Below are 16,531 nucleotides of genomic sequence, written 5' to 3'. Positions count from 1 at the left end.
TTTATACCATGTCGCACCACCGACGGGAGGTAGCATGCGCAAGCCGCTGATCGCGGGTAACTGGAAGATGAATGGCTCAGCGGAGCTGGTCGAGACTTTCGCGCGGGCGTTTGCCGAGACGACGCTGCCGGCGTCGGTCGAGGTGCTGATCCATCCTCCCTTTCCCTATCTGCAGGCCGCGTCGGAAGCCTTCGCCGCCACGCCGATCGGGCTCGGGCGCAGACGCTCAATCCGCTGCACGCCGGCGCACGTACCGGTGAGGTGAGCGGCCAGATGCTCAAGGAGTTCGGCGTCGAGTGGTGTGCTCGGTCACTCCGAGCGGCGTCAGCTCTATCGCGAGGACGACGCGGCGGTGTTCGATCGCGTGATCGCGGCGCTGGGGATCGGCATCCGTCCGATCTTATGCGTCGGTGAGACGCTCGAAGAGCGCGACGCCGGGCGCACCGAAGAGGTGGTGCTGCGCCAGGTGGGCTATGTCATGTCGCGGCTCGAGCCGGCGCAGCGACGTCTGCTGACGATCGCCTACGAGCCGGTGTGGGCGATCGGTACCGGGCGCACGGCGACCCCGATGCAGGCCCAAGAGGTGATGGCGGCGATTCGCGTCTATCAGGCGGGGTTCGACCGCGAACTCGCCGCGGAGCTGCGTCTGCTCTACGGCGGGAGCATGAATGCGAGCAATGCCGCCGAGCTGCTCGCACAGCAGGATATCGACGGCGGCCTGATCGGCGGTGCGTCGCTCAAGGTCGACGATTTCATAGCGATTTGTCAGTCAGCAGGTTGATTTCATGCAGATAGCAGTTTTGATGATCCACGTACTCATCGCCATCGCACTGGTGGTGCTCGTCCTGCTGCAGCAGGGCAAGGGCGCCGAGGCCGGTGCGGCGTTCGGCGGTGGCTCCTCGCAGACGGTGTTCGGCTCCCGCGGCAGCGGTGGCTTCTTGTCCAAGCTGACCGGTGGCCTGGCCGCGCTGTTCTTCGTCACCTCGCTGGCGCTGGCCTACTTTGCGTCCAACGCCAGCAGCGCGCCGCAGAGCGGCATTCCTGACGCCCAGGTGATCGAGCAGCAACATAATGGCGCGCCGACCCTTGACGACGGCGATCAAACCGGGAATAATGCTGCGCCAGCACTCGAGGAAGGGGCGCCGCAAAAATCGTCAAATCCTTGAGTGAGAAGGAAAACTCGTGAGTGCCAAGTGTAGGCTTGCGAGTTGGTGTCAACGCTTTCGGGCGTGACACTCCCCTGATGCCGAAGTGGTGGAATTGGTAGACACGCTATCTTGAGGGGGTAGTGACCTTACGGTCGTGCGGGTTCAAGTCCCGCCTTCGGCACCATCGTCAAGCCTGGGAATCGATCTGGATTCCAGACCTCTGAACGAAACTGGTTGATCGCGTGAATAGCAGCGCTCCTTGACCCATCGCGGAGCCGTTCCTATAATCGCCAACCTGATGTTGCGGGGTGGAGCAGTCTGGTAGCTCGTCGGGCTCATAACCCGAAGGTCGTCGGTTCAAATCCGGCCCCCGCTACCAAGTTTTTTGAAAGGCCCCTTCAAGAGAAGGGGCTTTTTGTTAGCGGCTTTGTCGTTCTCAACTTAGCCTGCTGACGCCAACGTCAGTCAGCCACCTAGCACCTTGCATGTCTCTCAACTCCCGGTCAGGTGCCTGATGCAACTGCTGTAGGAGTCGTCTGTGGTCACCAAGGACGCAGCACTATATGCGATCATCGAACCCGTGGTCACTGCCATGGGTTTCGAGCTGTGGGGCCTGGAGTATCTGGCTCAAGGCAAGCACTCCAAGTTGATGATCTTCATCGATAGCCCCAACGGTATCTCGGTGGACGACTGCGCCGATGTCAGCCGCCAGGTGAGCGGTGTGCTCGATGTCGAGGATCCGATCACGAGCCATTACAGCCTGGAAGTCTCCTCTCCCGGGCTCGACCGCCCGCTCTATACCCTGGATCACTTCTCGCGTTTTCGTGGCCACGTCGTGCAGCTGAAGCTGCGCACGGCGTTCGATGGCCGACGCAAGTTCCAGGGACTGCTGGCCGGCGTCGAGGATGATGACGTGCTGCTGCAGATTGATGGTGAAGAGTACTGCTTCCCCATCGAGAGCATCGATCAAGCGCGCGTCGTGCCGCAGTTCGACGACTGACGCCGAACATCACTGTCGGTGGATCGGTAGCCGCCGATCGCGCTGTCGACACCACCCATCGATCACAAGAAGAGGCGCCCGATCCACGCTTCGATGCGAGCAAGGCGTTTCCACAGAACCGGTTTTTCGGCGAGGCATAGGCATGAGCAAAGAGATACTGCTGGTCGTTGACGCCATCTCCAACGAGAAGAGCGTTCCCCGAGACGTGATCTTCGAAGCCGTCGAGGCGGCGCTCGCGAGCGCCTCGCGCAAGCGTTTCGAAGGTCAGGACGTGAGCGTTCGGGTCGAGATCGACCGGCGCACCGGTGAGTACGACACCTTCCGCCGCTGGACCGTGGTCGAAGACGAAGAGTATCTCAGCGAAGAGCGCGAGATCCCGCTGTCGAAGCCGAACAGCGCGATCCGCCGCTGGCCCTCGGCGACGTCGTCGAAGAGCAGATCGAGTCGGTGGCTTTCGGCCGCATCGCGGCGCAGACCGCCAAGCAGGTCATCGTGCAGAAGGTGCGCGAGGCCGAGCGGGCGCAGATCGTCAAGCAGTACGCCGAGCGCGAGGGCGAGCTGGTCGCGGGTATCGTCAAGAAGACGACACGCGATGGCCTCATCATCGACCTGGGCGAGAATGCCGAAGGCTTCCTGCCGCGCGGCGAGATGATTCCCGGCGAGCGCTACCGCATGAACGAGCGCGTGCGCGCGCTGCTGTGGAAGGTCGATCCAGAAGCCCGCGGCTCCCAGCTGATCCTGTCACGGACCAAGCCCGGCATGCTGGTCGAGCTGTTCAAGATCGAGGTGCCCGAGATCGCCGAGCAGTTGATCGAGATCAAGGGCGCGGCGCGCGATCCGGGCGCCCGCGCCAAGATCGCGGTCAAGACCAACGATAAGCGCATCGATCCGGTCGGTGCCTGCGTCGGTATGCGCGGTTCGCGCGTACAAGCGGTGTCCAACGAACTGCGCAACGAGCGCGTGGACATCATTCTATGGGACGACAACCCCGCCCAACTGGTGATCAACGCCATGGCGCCGGCGGAAGTCGCTTCCATTCTCGTCGATGAAGACGCCCATTCGATGGACGTCGCCGTCGCCGAGGACAACCTCGCTCAGGCCATCGGTCGCAGCGGTCAGAACGTGCGGCTCGCCAGCGAGCTGACGGGCTGGACGCTCAACGTCATGACCGTGGACGAGGCCGAGGGTAAGCGCGAGCAGGAAGTCGACAGCCTGATCGAATATTTCATCAACCATCTCGAGATCGACGAAGACGTCGCCCGCATCCTGGTCGAGGAAGGGTTCACGACGATCGAGGAGCTGGCCTACGTGCCGCTCGAGGAGATGCTGGAGATCGAAGAGTTCGACGAGGATCTGATCGAGGAACTGCGAGCAAGGGCCAAGGATGAGCTGCTCAACCTGGCTATCGCCTCGGAAGAGGAACTGGACGGCGCTCAGCCCGCCGAAGACCTTCTCACGATGGACGGCATGGACCGCCACCTGGCATTCATTCTCGCCAGCCGTGGCATCGTCACCATGGAGGACCTTGCGGAACAGTCCATCGAGGATCTGAAGGATATCGACGACGTGGACGAGGAGCGCGCAGCGGCACTGATCATGACTGCCCGTGCGCCTTGGTTTCAGAGCGAAGAGTAACGTGGTCACGGGTTCAGGAGGGTCGTAATGTCAGACATGACCGTAAAAGAGTTTGCCGGCAAGGTGGGACGCGATGTCTCCCGCTTGCTAGAACAGATGAAAGATGCAGGCCTCCCGCACAAGCAGGAGAGTGACGCCGTATCCGAAGAAGACAAGCAGCGCCTGCTCGACCACCTGACCAAGAGTCATGGTGGGGGCCGGGGTCCGCGCAACCGTATCACGCTGACGCGCAACACCCGCAGCAAGATTCGCTCGGGCGAGCGTGGCAAGACCATCGAGGTGCAGGTGCGCAAGAAGCGCACCTACGTCAAGCGCGACGCCGAGCCGGCCGAAGAGGCGCCGGTCGAGGAGTCCGGTCCGCGTCAGCTGGTCGGCGATATGGCCGATCATCAGGCTCAGCAGGCGCAACAGGCCGAGCAGCAGGCGCACGCCGAAGCGGCCGCGAAGGCAGCGGCCGCCGAGAGCGCTGGCCAGGAGAGCTCCAACAAGGCAGCCGCACCGTCGCCGGCCCCCGCCGCCCCGGGTGATGATATCCCCCAGGAGCCGCAGGTCGAGGACGTGGAGCCGGTTTCCAACAGCCAGCCGTTCGTCGAGCCGCCGCCCAAGGAGCAGCGTACCGACAACCGTCGCGCGCATCCCAAGAAGGAGAAGGAGCGCGACAGCACCCGGCGTGGCCGTCGCGATGACGACGACGATCGTGGCGAGCGGCGCCGCGGTGGCAAGAAGGTCAAGCGTGCCGAGCGTCGTGGTACCCGCCGTGGGCGTGGCGACAACCAGCACGGTTTCCAGAAGCCGACTCAGCCGATCGTGCGTGAAGTGGCGATCCCCGAGTCGATCAGCGTGGCCGAGCTCGCCGACAAGATGTCGATCAAGGCCAACGAAGTGATCAAGGCCATGTTCAGCATGGGCGCGGCGGTGACCATCAACCAGACCATCGACCAGGACACGGCTGCGATCGTGGTCGAAGAGATGGGCCACAAGCCGCGTCTGGTCAAGGAAGATGCGCTCGAGACCGAAGTGCTCGAGAACATCTCCTACGAGGGCGACGAGATCACCCGTTCGCCGGTCGTGACGGTGATGGGTCACGTCGACCACGGCAAGACCTCGCTGCTCGACTTCATCCGTCGCACCAAGGTGGCGACCGGTGAAGCCGGTGGGATCACCCAGCACATCGGCGCTTACCACGTCGAAGGCGAGCACGGCGGTGTGGACCTTCCTCGACACCCCCGGACACGCGGCCTTTACCGCCATGCGTGCCCGCGGTGCCCAGGCTACCGACGTGGTCATCCTGGTGGTGGCTGCCGACGACGGCGTGATGCCGCAGACGATCGAGGCGGTCGAACACGCCAAGGCGGCCGGTGTGCCGCTGGTGGTGGCGATCAACAAGATCGACAAAGAGGGTGCCGACCTCGACCGCATCCGCAACGAACTCTCCCAGCACGGCGTGATCTCGGAAGAGTGGGGCGGCGACACTCAGTTCGTGCCCGTCTCGGCCAAGACCGGTGACGGCATCGATCAGCTGCTCGAGTCCGTGCTGCTGGTCTCCGAAGTGCTCGAGCTCAAGGCCGTTCCCGAAGCGCCCGGCAAGGGTGTGGTGGTCGAGTCGCGACTCGATCGCGGTCGCGGTCCGGTCGCCACCGTGCTGGTCCAGAACGGTACCCTGAGCCGCGGTGACATCGTACTCGCTGGCCTGCACTACGGCCGCGTGCGTGCGCTGACCAACGAACTCGGCCAGCAGGTCGAGTCGGTGGGCCCGTCGATGCCGGTGGAGATCCAGGGCCTCGACGGTACGCCGGAAGCCGGCGAAGACTTCATGGTGCTGAGTGATGAGAAGAAGGCGCGCGAGATCGCCAACTTCCGTCAGGGCAAATACCGTGAAGTGCGCCTGGCGCGGCAGCAGAAGGCCAAGCTGGAGAACATGTTCAGCCAGATGGGCCAGGACGAGGTGGCCAAGGTCAACGTCGTGCTCAAGGCCGACGTCCAGGGCTCGCTGGAAGCGATCCGTGGCGCACTGGAAGAGCTCTCCACCGACGAAGTCCAGGTCGCCGTGGTCTCCTCCGGGGTCGGTGGTATCACCGGCACCGATGCCAACCTGGCGCTCGCCAGCGAGGCGATTCTGGTCGGCTTCAACGTGCGTGCCGATGCCTCCGCGCGGGAGATCGTCGAGCGTGAAGGGCTGGATCTGCGCTACTACAGCGTCATCTACCAGCTCATCGACGAGGTCAAGCAGGCCATGAGCGGCATGCTGGCACCGGAGTGGAAGGAAGATCGTCGGTATCGCCGAAGTGCGCGACGTGTTCAAGGCGCCGAAGATCGGCGCGATCGCTGGCTGTATGGTCATCGAGGGCACCGTCCACCGCAACAAGAAGATCCGTGTCCTGCGCGACAACGTGGTCATCTACGAAGGCGATCTGGAGTCCCTGCGTCGCTTCAAGGATGACGTCAACGAAGTGCGTAACGGCATGGAGTGCGGTATCGGCGTCAAGAACTACAACGACGTTCAGGTCGGCGACAAGATCGAGGTCTTCGATCAGGTCAAGGTCGAACGTTCGCTGTAAGCGGCGATCCCCGGAGGCACGGCCTCCGGGGCCACGGAGCTAACGATGCGCGAATTCAAACGAACCGACCGGGTCGCCGACCAGCTCCAGCAGGAGCTGGCCGTGCTGATCCAGCGTGAGATCAAGGATCCGCGGCTGGGCATGGTCACCGTCAGCTCGGTGAAGGTCAGCCGGGATCTCGGCTACGCCGATGTCTTCGTCACCCTGCTGGGCGAGAACGACGCCGAGCGGGTGCGCGAGAACTTGGGCGTGCTCAAGCGTGCGGCCGGCTTCCTGCGCTCGCAGATCGCGCGTCGCATCAAGCTGCGTCACGTGCCGGAGCTGCGCTTCCACTACGACGAAAGCGTGCTGCGCGGCCATCACCTCTCGGCGCTGATCGACGAAGCGGTGGCCAGTGACAAGCGTCAAGACGCGGCTGACGACGCGTCGTCCGAGGATGACGCCTCGCAGCGGGACGATGACGCCTCGCAGCGGGGTGATGGAGAGCCTCAGCGGGGTGATGGAGAGCCACGCTGATGGCCAGGCGTCGCAAGGGCCTGCCGATCGATGGCGTGCTGCTGCTGGACAAGCCCCAGGGCATGTCCAGCAACCATGCGCTGCAGCGGGTTCGACGCCTCTATCAGGCGCGTAAGGCGGGGCACACCGGTACGCTGGATCCGATGGCAACCGGGCTGCTGCCGATCTGCCTCGGCGAGGCGACCAAATTCTCCGCGCACCTGCTGGAGGCCGACAAGGTCTATCGTACCCGGGTCAAGCTGGGTGAGATCACCGACACCGGCGATGCCGAAGGCGAAGTGATCGCACGTCAGCCGCTCCCCGAACGGCTGGACCGCGAGGCCATCGAGGCGCTGCTCGCACGCTTTCGCGGCGAGATCGAGCAGGTGCCGCCGATGTACTCCGCGCTCAAGCATCAGGGGCGCAAGCTCTACGAGCTGGCGCGGGAAGGCAAGACGGTGGCACGTGCGCCGCGCCGCGTGACGGTGTATGATATTCGGCCGCTCGGCTGGGAGCCCGATGGCTTCTGGCTCGAGGTGCGCTGTAGCAAGGGTACCTATATCCGCACGCTGGCCGAGGATATCGGCCGCGAAGCCGGTTTCGGCGCGCATATCACGGCGCTGGAGCGGCTGCAGACAGGACCTTTCGACAGCGCGAACCGGGTGACGCTCGCAGCGCTCGAGGCGATGGACGACGACACGCGGCTGGCACAGCTGCTGCCGGCCGATGCGATGCTCGACCATCTGCCACCGCTCGCGGTGGCCGCCGAGACTGCTGATCGCCTGCTTCACGGGCAGCGCGCCGCGGTGGCCGCCGGCACGCTGGTGCCCGGCACTACGGCGAGACTCTATCTCGACCACGCCTTTCTGGGGCTGGTCGAGGCGACCGGGGCGACGGAGATCGCGCCCAAGCGCCTGGTCGATACCGCGGCTCTGGCGTCGGGCTGAGTTCCGACGCCAGGGTGGCAACGGCGGCGAGCCTGGCTCGACGCCACACGCTGGAGTTCGCTCCGGCGATCATCGGGAGACTGCAAATATGCGTGGTCTCCGACATTCATCACTCAAGCATATTGCTTAGGAGAGTGTTTCATGGCACTGACTGCCGAGAAGAAAGCCGAAATCGTCAAGGAGTTCGGCCAGGGTGAAAACGACACCGGTTCCCCGGAAGTGCAGGTTGCCCTGCTGAGCGCCAACATCGATGGCCTGCAGAGCCACTTCAAGGATCACAAGCAGGATCACCACTCCCGTCGTGGTCTGATCCGCATGGTCAACCAGCGCCGCAAGCTGCTGGACTACCTCAAGGGCAAGGACTTCGACCGCTATCAGTCGCTGATCAAGAAGCTCGGTCTGCGTCGCTGATACCGGCTGCCGGCACGCTTGCTGGCAGCGCGTGTTCGAGACAGGCAATCCCTTTCGGGATTGCCTGTTTTTTTATGTCCGTGCTGGGGTCCTGCGTCGCACCAGAGGCATCACTTCGCCCCTCTCTTCCGTCTTTTCCTTGAAACACCTTTCACACCAGGCTGGATGGGCTTTCCCGGCGGCAGGACTGCGCGAGGGCGCTGTAAACACATCCCTGTGCGCTACCTTTGCCATCCATGGCAAAGGACTCTCGCTTCGTCCTGCCTCCGGCGCCCATCGGCAAAGGGTTTGACATGCGCTTTCCACGGCGGCTTCTTGCGTCTGTGTAGCGCGTGACACGCGGGCGACGTCGGTAGCTCTCGCCAGCGCGAAAGCCTAGAATGGTCGCCGAGTCAAAAGACCCACATGAATCCGACAAGTTGAAGGAATACCCGTGAATCGGTCGAAACCACCTTCCAGTACGGTGCCAGCACCGTCACTCTCGAAACCGGGCGCGTCGCCCGTCAGGCTACCGGCGCCGTGCTGGTCACCATGGATGACACCGTGGTGCTGTGTACCGTCGTCGGCCGCAAGGATCTCAAGCCCGGCCAGGACTTTTTTCCGCTCTCCGTGCACTACCAGGAGAAGACTTACTCGGTCGGCAAGATCCCCGGCGGCTTCTTCAAGCGTGAAGGGCGCCCCACCGAGAAAGAGACGCTGACCTCGCGTCTGATCGACCGCCCGATCCGTCCGCTGTTTCCCAAGGGCTTCATGAACGAAGTCCAGGTCATCTGTACCGTACTCTCCGCCGACCGTAACCAGGACCCGGACATCGCTGCGATGCTCGGCACCTCGGCCGCGCTGGCGATCTCCGGGCTGCCGTTCAACGGCCCGATCGGCGCCGCCCGTGTCGGTTTCACCGAGTCGCGTGGCTACTTCCTCAATCCCAAGGTGGATGAGCTCGCCACCACCGAGCTCAACATGGTCGTCGCCGGTACCGACAAGGCGGTACTGATGGTCGAGTCCGAGGCCAAGGAGCTGAGCGAAGACGAAATGCTCGGCGGCGTGCTCTACGCTCACCAGGAGATGCAGGTCGCGGTAGACGCGATCAAGGCATTCGCCCAGGAAGCCGGCAAGCCCAAGTGGGACTGGCAGCCGGCGGCAGACAACGCCGCCCTCAAGAGCGCCATCGCCGGCGCCTTTCGAAGCCAAGATCGGCGAGGCTTATCGCATCACCGACAAGATGGCGCGTCAGGATGCCCTGGCCGCGATCCGCAGCGATGCGCTGGCCCAGTTCGCCGCTGGCGACAGCCCGCAGTTCAGCGCCGACGAGGTGAGCGGTGCCCTGGCCAGCCTCGAGAAGCACACCGTGCGGCGTCGCGTCATCGCCGGCGAGCCGCGTATCGATGGCCGCGACCACAAGACCGTGCGTCCGCTCGACGTCAAGGTCGGTGTGCTGCCGCGGACCCATGGCTCGGCGCTATTCACCCGCGGCGAGACCCAGGCCGTGGTCATCGCCACTCTGGGCACGCTGCGTGACGCCCAACTGATCGAGTCGCTGGAAGGGGAGCGCAAGGATCGTTTCCTGCTGCACTACAACTTCCCCCCTACAGCGTCGGCGAAGCCGGCTTCATGGGTGGCCCCAAGCGCCGCGAGATCGGTCATGGCCGGCTGGCGCGCCGTGGCGTGCAGGCGATGCTGCCGAGCGAAGACGACTTCCCGTACACTATCCGCGTGGTCTCGGAGATCACCGAGTCCAACGGCTCCAGCTCGATGGCTTCCGTCTGCGGCACCTCGCTGGCGCTGATGGACGCTGGCGTGCCGATCAAGGCGCCGGTCGCGGGTATCGCCATGGGTCTGGTCAAGGACGATGACGGTTTCGCCGTGCTCACCGACATCCTGGGCGATGAAGATCACCTCGGCGACATGGACTTCAAGGTGGCCGGTTCCGCCCAGGGCGTGACCGCACTGCAGATGGACATCAAGATCGAGGGCATCAACGAAGAGATCATGGAGACCGCGCTCTCCCAGGCACATCAGGCGCGTATCGAGATCCTCGACAAGATGAACGCAGTCATCGCCGAGAGCCGCAACGACGTCTCCGACTATGCCCCGGCGATGCAGACGATCAAGATCGATCCGGACAAGATCCGTGACGTCATCGGTAAGGGCGGCGCTACCATTCGTGGTATCTGCGAAGAGACCGGCGCCTCCATCGACATCGACGACGACGGCACCGTGCGCATCTACGCCGAAGACCGCGCCGCGGCCAAGCGTGCCATCGACAGCGTCGAGGCGATCACCGCCGAAGCCGAGATCGGCAAGCTCTACCGCGGTAAGGTGGTGCGTCTGGCCGACTTCGGCGCCTTTGTCAACTTCATGCCGGGTACCGACGGCCTGGTGCACATCTCGCAGATCGTGCCGGAGCGCGTCAACGACGTGAAGGACTACCTGAGCGAAGGCCAGGAAGTGACGGTCAAGGTGCTCGATATCGACAACCGCAACCGCGTGAAGCTGTCGATCAAGGAGATCACCCCGGAAGAGCAGGCCGCCTTCGAGGCGTCCCTCGTCGTCACCGAGTAAGTCTCCGGGCGCCGCACCGGCGCCCGCTGCTCGCTCGACCACGCCCGGCCCGCCTCATGCGGGCCGGGCGTTTTTGTGCCCGGCCATCCCTGGCGGGCACCCTACGGGCCGCCTTTGGCGTCTAGAATCGTTCCCGACGATGTTTTGTGCCCGGCCATCCCTGGCGGGCACCCTGCGAGCTCAGGCGCTAGCGGCAGTGGCACGGGGCGCCGGCAGCCAGCGCTTGATCCGTCGCGACAGGCGCTTCTCCACCAGCTCGAAGCTGATCCAGGAGAGCAGCGCGATGATCGGCAGGCAGATCGCCAGGGTGAGATAGGGCCCGAGCCCGAGGCGTTGGGTGAGCAGGTAGTTACCGCACCACAGCACGATGACGTGGAGCAGGTAGGTCGAGTAGGACCAGTCGCCCATGCGCTTGAACACCCGGTTGTCGCCGATATGCGGCTCCAGCGCGATACAGGCGATCACCAGTAGGGCGCTGGGCAGGCCCCAGGCGAAGAAGCGCTGAGCGCCGGAAGGGTCGTCGAAGGCGAGTAGCGTCGCCACGCTGAGCCCGATCAGCAGCAGCGGCCATAGCCGCCCGGTGGGCAGCCCGTGGCGGGCGTAGTAGACGCCGATACCCACGCCGAGCAGGAATTCGAAGATGATGGGGTCGCTGTAGAAGCTGCTGATGAAGGGCTGGGAGGCAAACAGCGTATTGATCGCCACGATCGCGATCACCAGCCCCCATAGCCGCCATGGCCGCGCCAGCAGCAGCGAGGCGGCGAACACCAGGTAGAACAGCATCTCGAAGTTGAGCGTCCAGCCCACCGGCAGGATCGGGTAGTAGCCGTAGCCGGCCGGGTTCTCGGCGGGATGAACAGCAGCGACTTGATCAGCCCGATGACACTGAAGCCGTACTCCGGCATGACGTCGCTGGTGAATACGATCACCAGGGCGGTGATCGCGGTATACAGCCAGTAGGCAGGCACGATAGCGCAACGCTGAAGCAGGAACTGGGGCATCGAGAGCCGCTTGCCGCGGGTCGAGACGGTGATCACGAAGCCGCTGATGACGAAGAAGATGTCCACCCCCACCTGACCGCGGGTGGAGAGCAGATACTCGACCCAGTTATCGGCCTGGAAGCCGAAGAACACCTGCATGAAGTGGTGAAAGACGACGATCCACGCCGCCAGGGCGCGCAGCGCCTGAACCGAAACCAGCATCCCGCCTTCCTGTCTTCGACCAAAGTTGACAGCTATCCGAGGGGAAACGGCGGCGAAAGTTCGCCGCCGTCACACAGGCTGACAAAACGCTATGTCTGGACAAGTTCTGTGCGGCAAGTTTGCAGAGTCGGCGAGCCTGGTGTGGTTCACACCTTGCGCAGTGCCACCTGCTCGACCAGATGATCGCGCCCCTTGCGCAGGATCAGATCGGCTCGCGGGCGGGTCGGCAGGATGTTCTCGCGCAGGTTGCGGCGGTTGATGTCGCGCCACAGCCCCTCGGCGATCTCCAGCGCCTCGGCCTCACCGATCTGGGCATAGCGGTGGAAGAAGGAGTCGGGGTTCTGGAAGGCGGTCTGGCGCAGCAGCTTGAAGCGCTCCAGATACCAGTCGTGGATATGCTGCTCTTCGGCGTCGATGTAGATCGAGAAGTCGAAGAAGTCGGAGACGAACGGCACCATCTTGCCGTCTTCGGGCAGGTCGCGCACCTGCAGCACGTTGATGCCCTCGACGATCAGGATGTCGGGGCGGTCGACGGTCTGGAACTCGCGCTCACGCACGTCGTAGGTGAGGTGCGAGTAGAGCGGTGCCTGGACGTTGCGCACCCCCGCCTTGATCCAAGAGAGAAAACGCAGCAGCGCACCGATGTCGTAGCTCTCCGGGAAGCCCTTGCGGGTCATCAAGGCCTTGTCCTTGAGCACCGCGTTGGGGTAAAGGAAGCCATCGGTGGTGACCAGGTCGACCTTGGGGCTCGACGGCCAGCGCGCCAGCAGCTCCTTGAGAATACGCGCGGTGGTCGACTTGCCTACCGCGACCGACCCGGCCAGGCCGATGATGAACGGCGTCTTCTGGGTGTCGTCGATGTCGAGAAAGCGCTTGCGCTGGGCGTAGAGCTGCTGGCTGGCCTCGACGTAGGAGGAGAGCAACCGCGACAGCGACAGATAGATGCGCCGCACCTCATCGAGATCGATCGGGTCGTTGAGCGAGCGCAGGCGCTGTACCTCTTCGGAAGCGAGCGTCAGCGGCGTGTCGGCGCGAAAGGCAGCCCACTGCTGCGCCGAATAGAACTGGTAGGGTGAGAACGGGTCCGGTCTCAGTTGGTTCATTGGCTGTCTCTGACCATGATCGTCGAGTCGGCAGGCGGCGCTCAGCCGTCTTCCGGGCACTCATTGTCTGTGGTGTGATCTGAATCGGCAAACCGCGGCAGCCACATCGGCTGTATGCCGCGGGCATCCGTGGTGCCTCGGGGGATGAAGCCCAACGCCTGATAGAGGGTCAGTGCCGCGAGGTTGTCGTGGAACACGTTCAGGGTGACACAGCGGGCCTGGCGCCGCCGGGCCTGCACCAGCAGGTGTTGGCACAGGCAGCGTCCCAGCCCTTGGCCGCGGCGCTCGGGGGCGACGATGAGCCGGGCTAGATGCCAGTGGTCGGTGGTCTTGGGCACGAGCTGGCCGAAGGCGACGGGGTGCTCGCCCTCGCGCAGGGTGAAGGCGGGCGTGGCGCCGCCGCCGAACTCGCGCCACAGGGTGGCGGGCTCCGGCGGCCAGGAGAGCCCTGGGCCGGCCCAGCGTTCGAGCGCCTGTGGCGAGTCGACCCAGCCGGCGATCACGCGCAGATCGCCCGGCAGCGCCGCACGCCAGCGGCGTTCAGGCATGCGCAGGCTCTGGCAGGGTGATGGCGATATTGTCGATCAGCCGGGTGCGTCCCAGATAGACGGCACCGAGCAGCCGCGCGGGCCCGACTGCCCCGGGCGCCAGCGGCGCCAGGCTGGGGTCACGCAGCTCCAGATAGTCCAGCTGCAGGCCCGCATCCGTCAGGGCCTGGCGCGCCCGGGCCAGACTGGTATCGATGGCGTCACCCTCGGCCAGCGCGGCGGCACACTCGCGCAGGGTGCGGTAGAGGGCGCTGGCGCGCTGGCGTTCCTCGGCGGAGAGATAGCCATTGCGCGAGGAGAGTGCCAGGCCATCGTCGGCCCGCGCCGTGGTCACGCCTTCGATCTGGATCGGGAAGTGCAGATCGTCGACCAGCTTGCGAATCACCGCCAGCTGCTGGAAATCCTTCTCGCCGAAGCAGGCGACGTCTGGCTGGGTCAGATGGAACAGCAGCGAGACCACGGTGGCGACGCCATCGAAATGGCCGGGGCGGCTGCCGCCGCAGAGACCCTCCGAGACGCCGGGCACCCGTACCTGGGTCAGGCCCTTTAGTCCCTGCGGGTAGAGGGTCTCCACGCTGGGCGCGAACAAGAGATCACAACCGTGGCGTTCCAGTTGCTCGCTGTCGGCCGCCAGGGTGCGTGGGTAGCGCGCGAAGTCCTCGCCCGGGCCGAACTGCAGGGGATTGACGAACAGCGTCGCCACCACCACATCGGCCAGTTCACGGGCTCGGTCGACCAGCGCCAGATGGCCCGCATGCAGGTTGCCCATGGTCGGTACCAGGGCGATGCGCCGGCCGCGGCGGCGCTCGCCGTCGAGCCATTCGCGTAGCGGCGCGATGGCGTGCAGGGTGCGCATCAGAAGGTGTGCTCCTCGGCCGGGAAGGTGCGCGCCTTGACCGCCTCGTGATAGGCGCGGAAGGCGTCGGAAATGTTGTCGCGGCCACTCAGGAAGTTCTTGACGAAGCGCGGCACGTAGCCGCTGTTGAGCCCCAGCACGTCGTGCATCACCAGGATCTGGCCGTCGACCTCGGCGCCGGCACCAATGCCGATCACCGGCGCGGCGACGGCGTCGCGTACTGCCTTGCCCAGCTCCGCCGGCACGCACTCCAGCAGGATCACCGCCGCACCGGCATCGACCAGGCACTGGGCGTCATGGATGATGCGCTGGGCCTGGTCGCGCTCGCGGCCCTGGACCTTGAAACCGCCGAAACGGTGCACGCTCTGCGGGGTCAGGCCGAGGTGCGCGCACACCGGCACGCCGCGGCGATGCAGCTCGTTGACGCCCTCGGCCATCCACGCCTCGCCCTCGATCTTGATCATCTCGGCCCCGGCACGCATCAGGGTGCCAGCGTCCCGCAGCAGCTGCGCGGTGTCGACGTTGCTCATGAACGGCAGGTCGACCATCAGCAGACTCTGGCGTTTGGCGCGGGCCACACAGGCGGTGTGGTAGCAGAGGTCATCGAGGGTGACCGGCAGCGTGCTGGCGTGACCCTGCAGCACCATGCCGAGGGAGTCGCCCACCAGCAGTACTTCGATGCCGGCCTCGTCGGCGCAGCGGGCGAAGGTCGCGTCATAGGCGGTCAGGCAACTGAAGGTATCGCCGCGCGTCTTGAGCTCGCGCAGCGTATTCAGGGTAACGGGCTTCATCACGGTTCTCTCGCAGGTATCGAACGCCGGGTACCTTGGGCGCGGGGCCGAGTGTAAAGCGTTGTTCGGGGGACGCAACACGACATTAGGCTGTCGTCGGCACACCTGCACTCACGCTGGCAGGCGGTGCAGCGGCTGATGCGCCAAGGCGGCGGCGCGCTCGCCCACTGGGATGCCGTCGAGCACCAGCGTGGGGGCGATCTCGGCCAGGGGTTCGAGCACGAAGCGTCTTGCCAGGCGTTGCGGATGCGGCAGCGTCAGGCGCGGCGTCTGCAGGTTCAGGTCGGCGTAGCTGAGCAGGTCGAGGTCCAGCGTGCGTGGCCCCCAGTGACGCAGGCGCACACGACGGTGGCGCTGCTCCAGCGCCTGCAGTTGATCGAGCAGTGCCAGTGGCGAGAGGCGGGTACGCAGCGCCACCACCGCATTGACGAAGTCGGGCTGGTCCTGAGGCCCCACGGGAGCGCTCGCATAGAGCGAGGAGTGCGCCAGCAGGGTGCTCAGCGGCAGTACCGCGAGCGCCTCGAGGGCGCGCTCGAGCTGATCGCGCGGCGCCTCGAGATTGCTGCCGAGGCCGATATAGGCCAGCGCGCCGGCGGGATCACTCATCCAGGGTCGGCGGTGCAGCGCGGTTGCTGGGCGGCGGCGCTTGCGCGAACGGCGGCGCTTGGGCTTGCCGTTGGTGGAGGCCGGGTGGGCCACCATCGACCTGCTTCATCAGCTCGTGCTGGCGGCTCTCGTCGGCGTGCTGGAACTCGGTCACCACTCGCCCAGCTCCGGCGCGAGTTCGCCGGCCTGCTCGCGCGCAGCAGGAAGTCGTAGGCGGCGCGGAAGCGTGGATGTTCCAGCGTCTGGAACACCTTGCGTCCGCGCCGGCGCGGCAGGTGCTGCTGAAGATCCCAGATCTCGCGCATGGGATGCTGAAACGCTTGGGAATCGAGGTGTGCTTGAGCTGACGGCTGATGACCTGCTGCGCGCCGCCCTGCTGGGCGGGAACATCGGGCAGCTCCTGCTCGTGGGCCAACCGGGCGGTGCGCTGCACCACGCAGGGCCACAGCAGCGCGGCGAAGAGGAAGGCCGGGTGACCGGGCGATCCTCGGCCAGCCGCGCGTCGGTTTGGCCAGTGCCTGCTCGACCAGGGCTTCTGCCCAGGGCAGCTCTGCCAGCGCCTCGTCGCTCTCCGGGAACAGCATGGCGTAAGACCGAGTTCGCGCAGCAGCGGAAGCTCTGCACCGCGTGGCCGGAGAGAAATAGCTTGAGCACCTCTTCGAACAGGCG

General features: G+C 65.0%; 13 protein-coding genes, 2 tRNA genes and 6 pseudogenes. 13 read left to right on the top strand and 8 right to left on the bottom strand.

Features of this window, described 5'->3' with window-relative positions; all coding sequences use genetic code 11:
* Positions 1–34: 34 nt before the first annotated feature.
* The 13 genes and pseudogenes from tpiA to pnp all read left to right on the top strand — a co-directional run.
* Positions 35–781: pseudogene (tpiA, locus tag CN538_RS05760) on the top strand (triose-phosphate isomerase).
* 4 nt (positions 782–785) lie between these two features.
* Complete coding sequence (secG, locus tag CN538_RS05755) at positions 786–1,166, top strand: preprotein translocase subunit SecG (protein ID WP_106418828.1); 381 nt, start codon at positions 786–788, stop codon at positions 1,164–1,166.
* A 79-nt stretch (positions 1,167–1,245) separates the two neighbouring features.
* Positions 1,246–1,332 (top strand) — tRNA-Leu (locus CN538_RS05750).
* A gap of 118 nt (positions 1,333–1,450) precedes the next feature.
* Positions 1,451–1,527: transfer RNA gene (locus tag CN538_RS05745), tRNA-Met, on the top strand.
* A 159-nt stretch (positions 1,528–1,686) separates the two neighbouring features.
* The gene (rimP, locus tag CN538_RS05740; RefSeq protein WP_106418827.1) at positions 1,687–2,148 is read left to right on the top strand and encodes a ribosome maturation factor RimP; all 462 of its coding nucleotides are present in this window, start codon (positions 1,687–1,689) and stop codon (positions 2,146–2,148) included.
* Between the two features lie 142 nt (positions 2,149–2,290).
* Positions 2,291–3,783, top strand: a pseudogene (nusA, locus tag CN538_RS05735) (transcription termination factor NusA).
* Positions 3,784–3,810: 27 nt separating this feature from the next.
* A pseudogene (gene infB, locus CN538_RS05730) lies at positions 3,811–6,341 on the top strand (translation initiation factor IF-2).
* Between the two features lie 45 nt (positions 6,342–6,386).
* The gene (rbfA, locus tag CN538_RS05725; RefSeq protein WP_106418826.1) at positions 6,387–6,857 is read left to right on the top strand and encodes a 30S ribosome-binding factor RbfA; all 471 of its coding nucleotides are present in this window, start codon (positions 6,387–6,389) and stop codon (positions 6,855–6,857) included.
* Positions 6,857–7,783: a tRNA pseudouridine(55) synthase TruB gene (gene truB / locus CN538_RS05720; protein ID WP_106418825.1), complete on the top strand. Its 927-nt coding sequence runs from the start codon at positions 6,857–6,859 to the stop codon at positions 7,781–7,783. The genes rbfA and truB overlap by 1 nt, the downstream gene beginning before the upstream one ends.
* Positions 7,784–7,924: 141 nt before the next feature.
* Positions 7,925–8,194: a 30S ribosomal protein S15 gene (gene rpsO, locus CN538_RS05715; RefSeq protein ID WP_035476178.1), complete on the top strand. Its 270-nt coding sequence runs from the start codon at positions 7,925–7,927 to the stop codon at positions 8,192–8,194.
* Positions 8,195–8,680: 486 nt separating this feature from the next.
* Positions 8,681–9,244, top strand: a pseudogene (locus CN538_RS24135) (polyribonucleotide nucleotidyltransferase); the annotation flags it as partial.
* Positions 9,245–9,416: 172 nt separating this feature from the next.
* Positions 9,417–9,530: pseudogene (locus CN538_RS26000) on the top strand (hypothetical protein); the annotation flags it as partial.
* 236 nt (positions 9,531–9,766) lie between these two features.
* Positions 9,767–10,756, top strand: a pseudogene (gene pnp, locus CN538_RS24125) (polyribonucleotide nucleotidyltransferase); the annotation flags it as partial.
* A 180-nt stretch (positions 10,757–10,936) separates the two neighbouring features.
* Here pnp and CN538_RS20845 read toward each other — a convergent pair.
* From CN538_RS20845 to CN538_RS25995, 8 genes are all read right to left on the bottom strand, one after another.
* Complete coding sequence (locus tag CN538_RS20845; protein ID WP_207233649.1) at positions 10,937–11,563, bottom strand: acyltransferase family protein; 627 nt, start codon at positions 11,561–11,563, stop codon at positions 10,937–10,939.
* Positions 11,470–11,958 (bottom strand): acyltransferase family protein, encoded by a 489-nt coding sequence (locus CN538_RS24120; RefSeq protein WP_207233648.1) that lies wholly within the window; start codon positions 11,956–11,958, stop codon positions 11,470–11,472. Before CN538_RS24120 ends, CN538_RS20845 begins: the two co-directional genes overlap by 94 nt.
* Before the next feature lie 146 nt (positions 11,959–12,104).
* Positions 12,105–13,061 carry a type I pantothenate kinase gene (gene coaA / locus CN538_RS05700; RefSeq protein WP_106418824.1) on the bottom strand — a complete coding sequence of 319 codons (957 nt, stop codon included), beginning with the start codon at positions 13,059–13,061 and terminating at the stop codon, positions 12,105–12,107.
* A gap of 41 nt (positions 13,062–13,102) precedes the next feature.
* Entirely contained in the window at positions 13,103–13,609 is a 507-nt protein-coding gene (locus CN538_RS05695) for a GNAT family N-acetyltransferase (protein WP_106418823.1), read from the bottom strand.
* Entirely contained in the window at positions 13,602–14,465 is an 864-nt protein-coding gene (gene panC / locus CN538_RS05690) for a pantoate--beta-alanine ligase (protein ID WP_106418822.1), read from the bottom strand. The genes CN538_RS05695 and panC overlap by 8 nt, the downstream gene beginning before the upstream one ends.
* Positions 14,465–15,256, bottom strand: coding sequence for a 3-methyl-2-oxobutanoate hydroxymethyltransferase (panB, locus tag CN538_RS05685; RefSeq protein ID WP_106418821.1), 792 nt, complete (start codon positions 15,254–15,256; stop codon positions 14,465–14,467). Before panB ends, panC begins: the two co-directional genes overlap by 1 nt.
* A gap of 111 nt (positions 15,257–15,367) precedes the next feature.
* Complete coding sequence (gene folK / locus CN538_RS05680) at positions 15,368–15,862, bottom strand: 2-amino-4-hydroxy-6-hydroxymethyldihydropteridine diphosphokinase (RefSeq protein WP_106418820.1); 495 nt, start codon at positions 15,860–15,862, stop codon at positions 15,368–15,370.
* On the bottom strand, positions 15,859–16,167 hold the full coding sequence (locus CN538_RS25995) for a hypothetical protein (protein ID WP_422917547.1): 309 nt from the start codon (positions 16,165–16,167) through the stop codon (positions 15,859–15,861). Before CN538_RS25995 ends, folK begins: the two co-directional genes overlap by 4 nt.
* Between the last annotated feature and the right edge of the window lie 364 nt (positions 16,168–16,531).

The sequence above is a fragment of the Salinicola tamaricis genome (assembly GCF_003006155.1).
Classification (GTDB): domain Bacteria; phylum Pseudomonadota; class Gammaproteobacteria; order Pseudomonadales; family Halomonadaceae; genus Salinicola; species Salinicola tamaricis.
The sequence above is the reverse complement of the archived record's forward strand: the minus strand, read 5'-3'. Positions and strand labels throughout refer to the sequence as shown.

Bases quoted from the DNA above. Each gene is read 5' to 3' on its own strand.
- rbfA (WP_106418826.1), top strand. From the start codon at position 6,387: ATGCGCGAATTCAAACGAACCGACCGGGTCGCCGACCAGCTCCAGCAG.
- rpsO (WP_035476178.1), top strand. From the start codon at position 7,925: ATGGCACTGACTGCCGAGAAGAAAGCCGAAATCGTCAAGGAGTTCGGC.
- panB (WP_106418821.1), bottom strand. From the start codon at position 15,256: ATGAAGCCCGTTACCCTGAATACGCTGCGCGAGCTCAAGACGCGCGGC.
- truB (WP_106418825.1), top strand. From the start codon at position 6,857: ATGGCCAGGCGTCGCAAGGGCCTGCCGATCGATGGCGTGCTGCTGCTG.
- CN538_RS24120 (WP_207233648.1), bottom strand. From the start codon at position 11,958: ATGCTGGTTTCGGTTCAGGCGCTGCGCGCCCTGGCGGCGTGGATCGTC.
- CN538_RS25995 (WP_422917547.1), bottom strand. From the start codon at position 16,167: ATGCGCGAGATCTGGGATCTTCAGCAGCACCTGCCGCGCCGGCGCGGA.
- coaA (WP_106418824.1), bottom strand. From the start codon at position 13,061: ATGAACCAACTGAGACCGGACCCGTTCTCACCCTACCAGTTCTATTCG.
- panC (WP_106418822.1), bottom strand. From the start codon at position 14,465: ATGCGCACCCTGCACGCCATCGCGCCGCTACGCGAATGGCTCGACGGC.
- folK (WP_106418820.1), bottom strand. From the start codon at position 15,862: ATGAGTGATCCCGCCGGCGCGCTGGCCTATATCGGCCTCGGCAGCAAT.
- secG (WP_106418828.1), top strand. From the start codon at position 786: ATGCAGATAGCAGTTTTGATGATCCACGTACTCATCGCCATCGCACTG.
- CN538_RS05695 (WP_106418823.1), bottom strand. From the start codon at position 13,609: ATGCCTGAACGCCGCTGGCGTGCGGCGCTGCCGGGCGATCTGCGCGTG.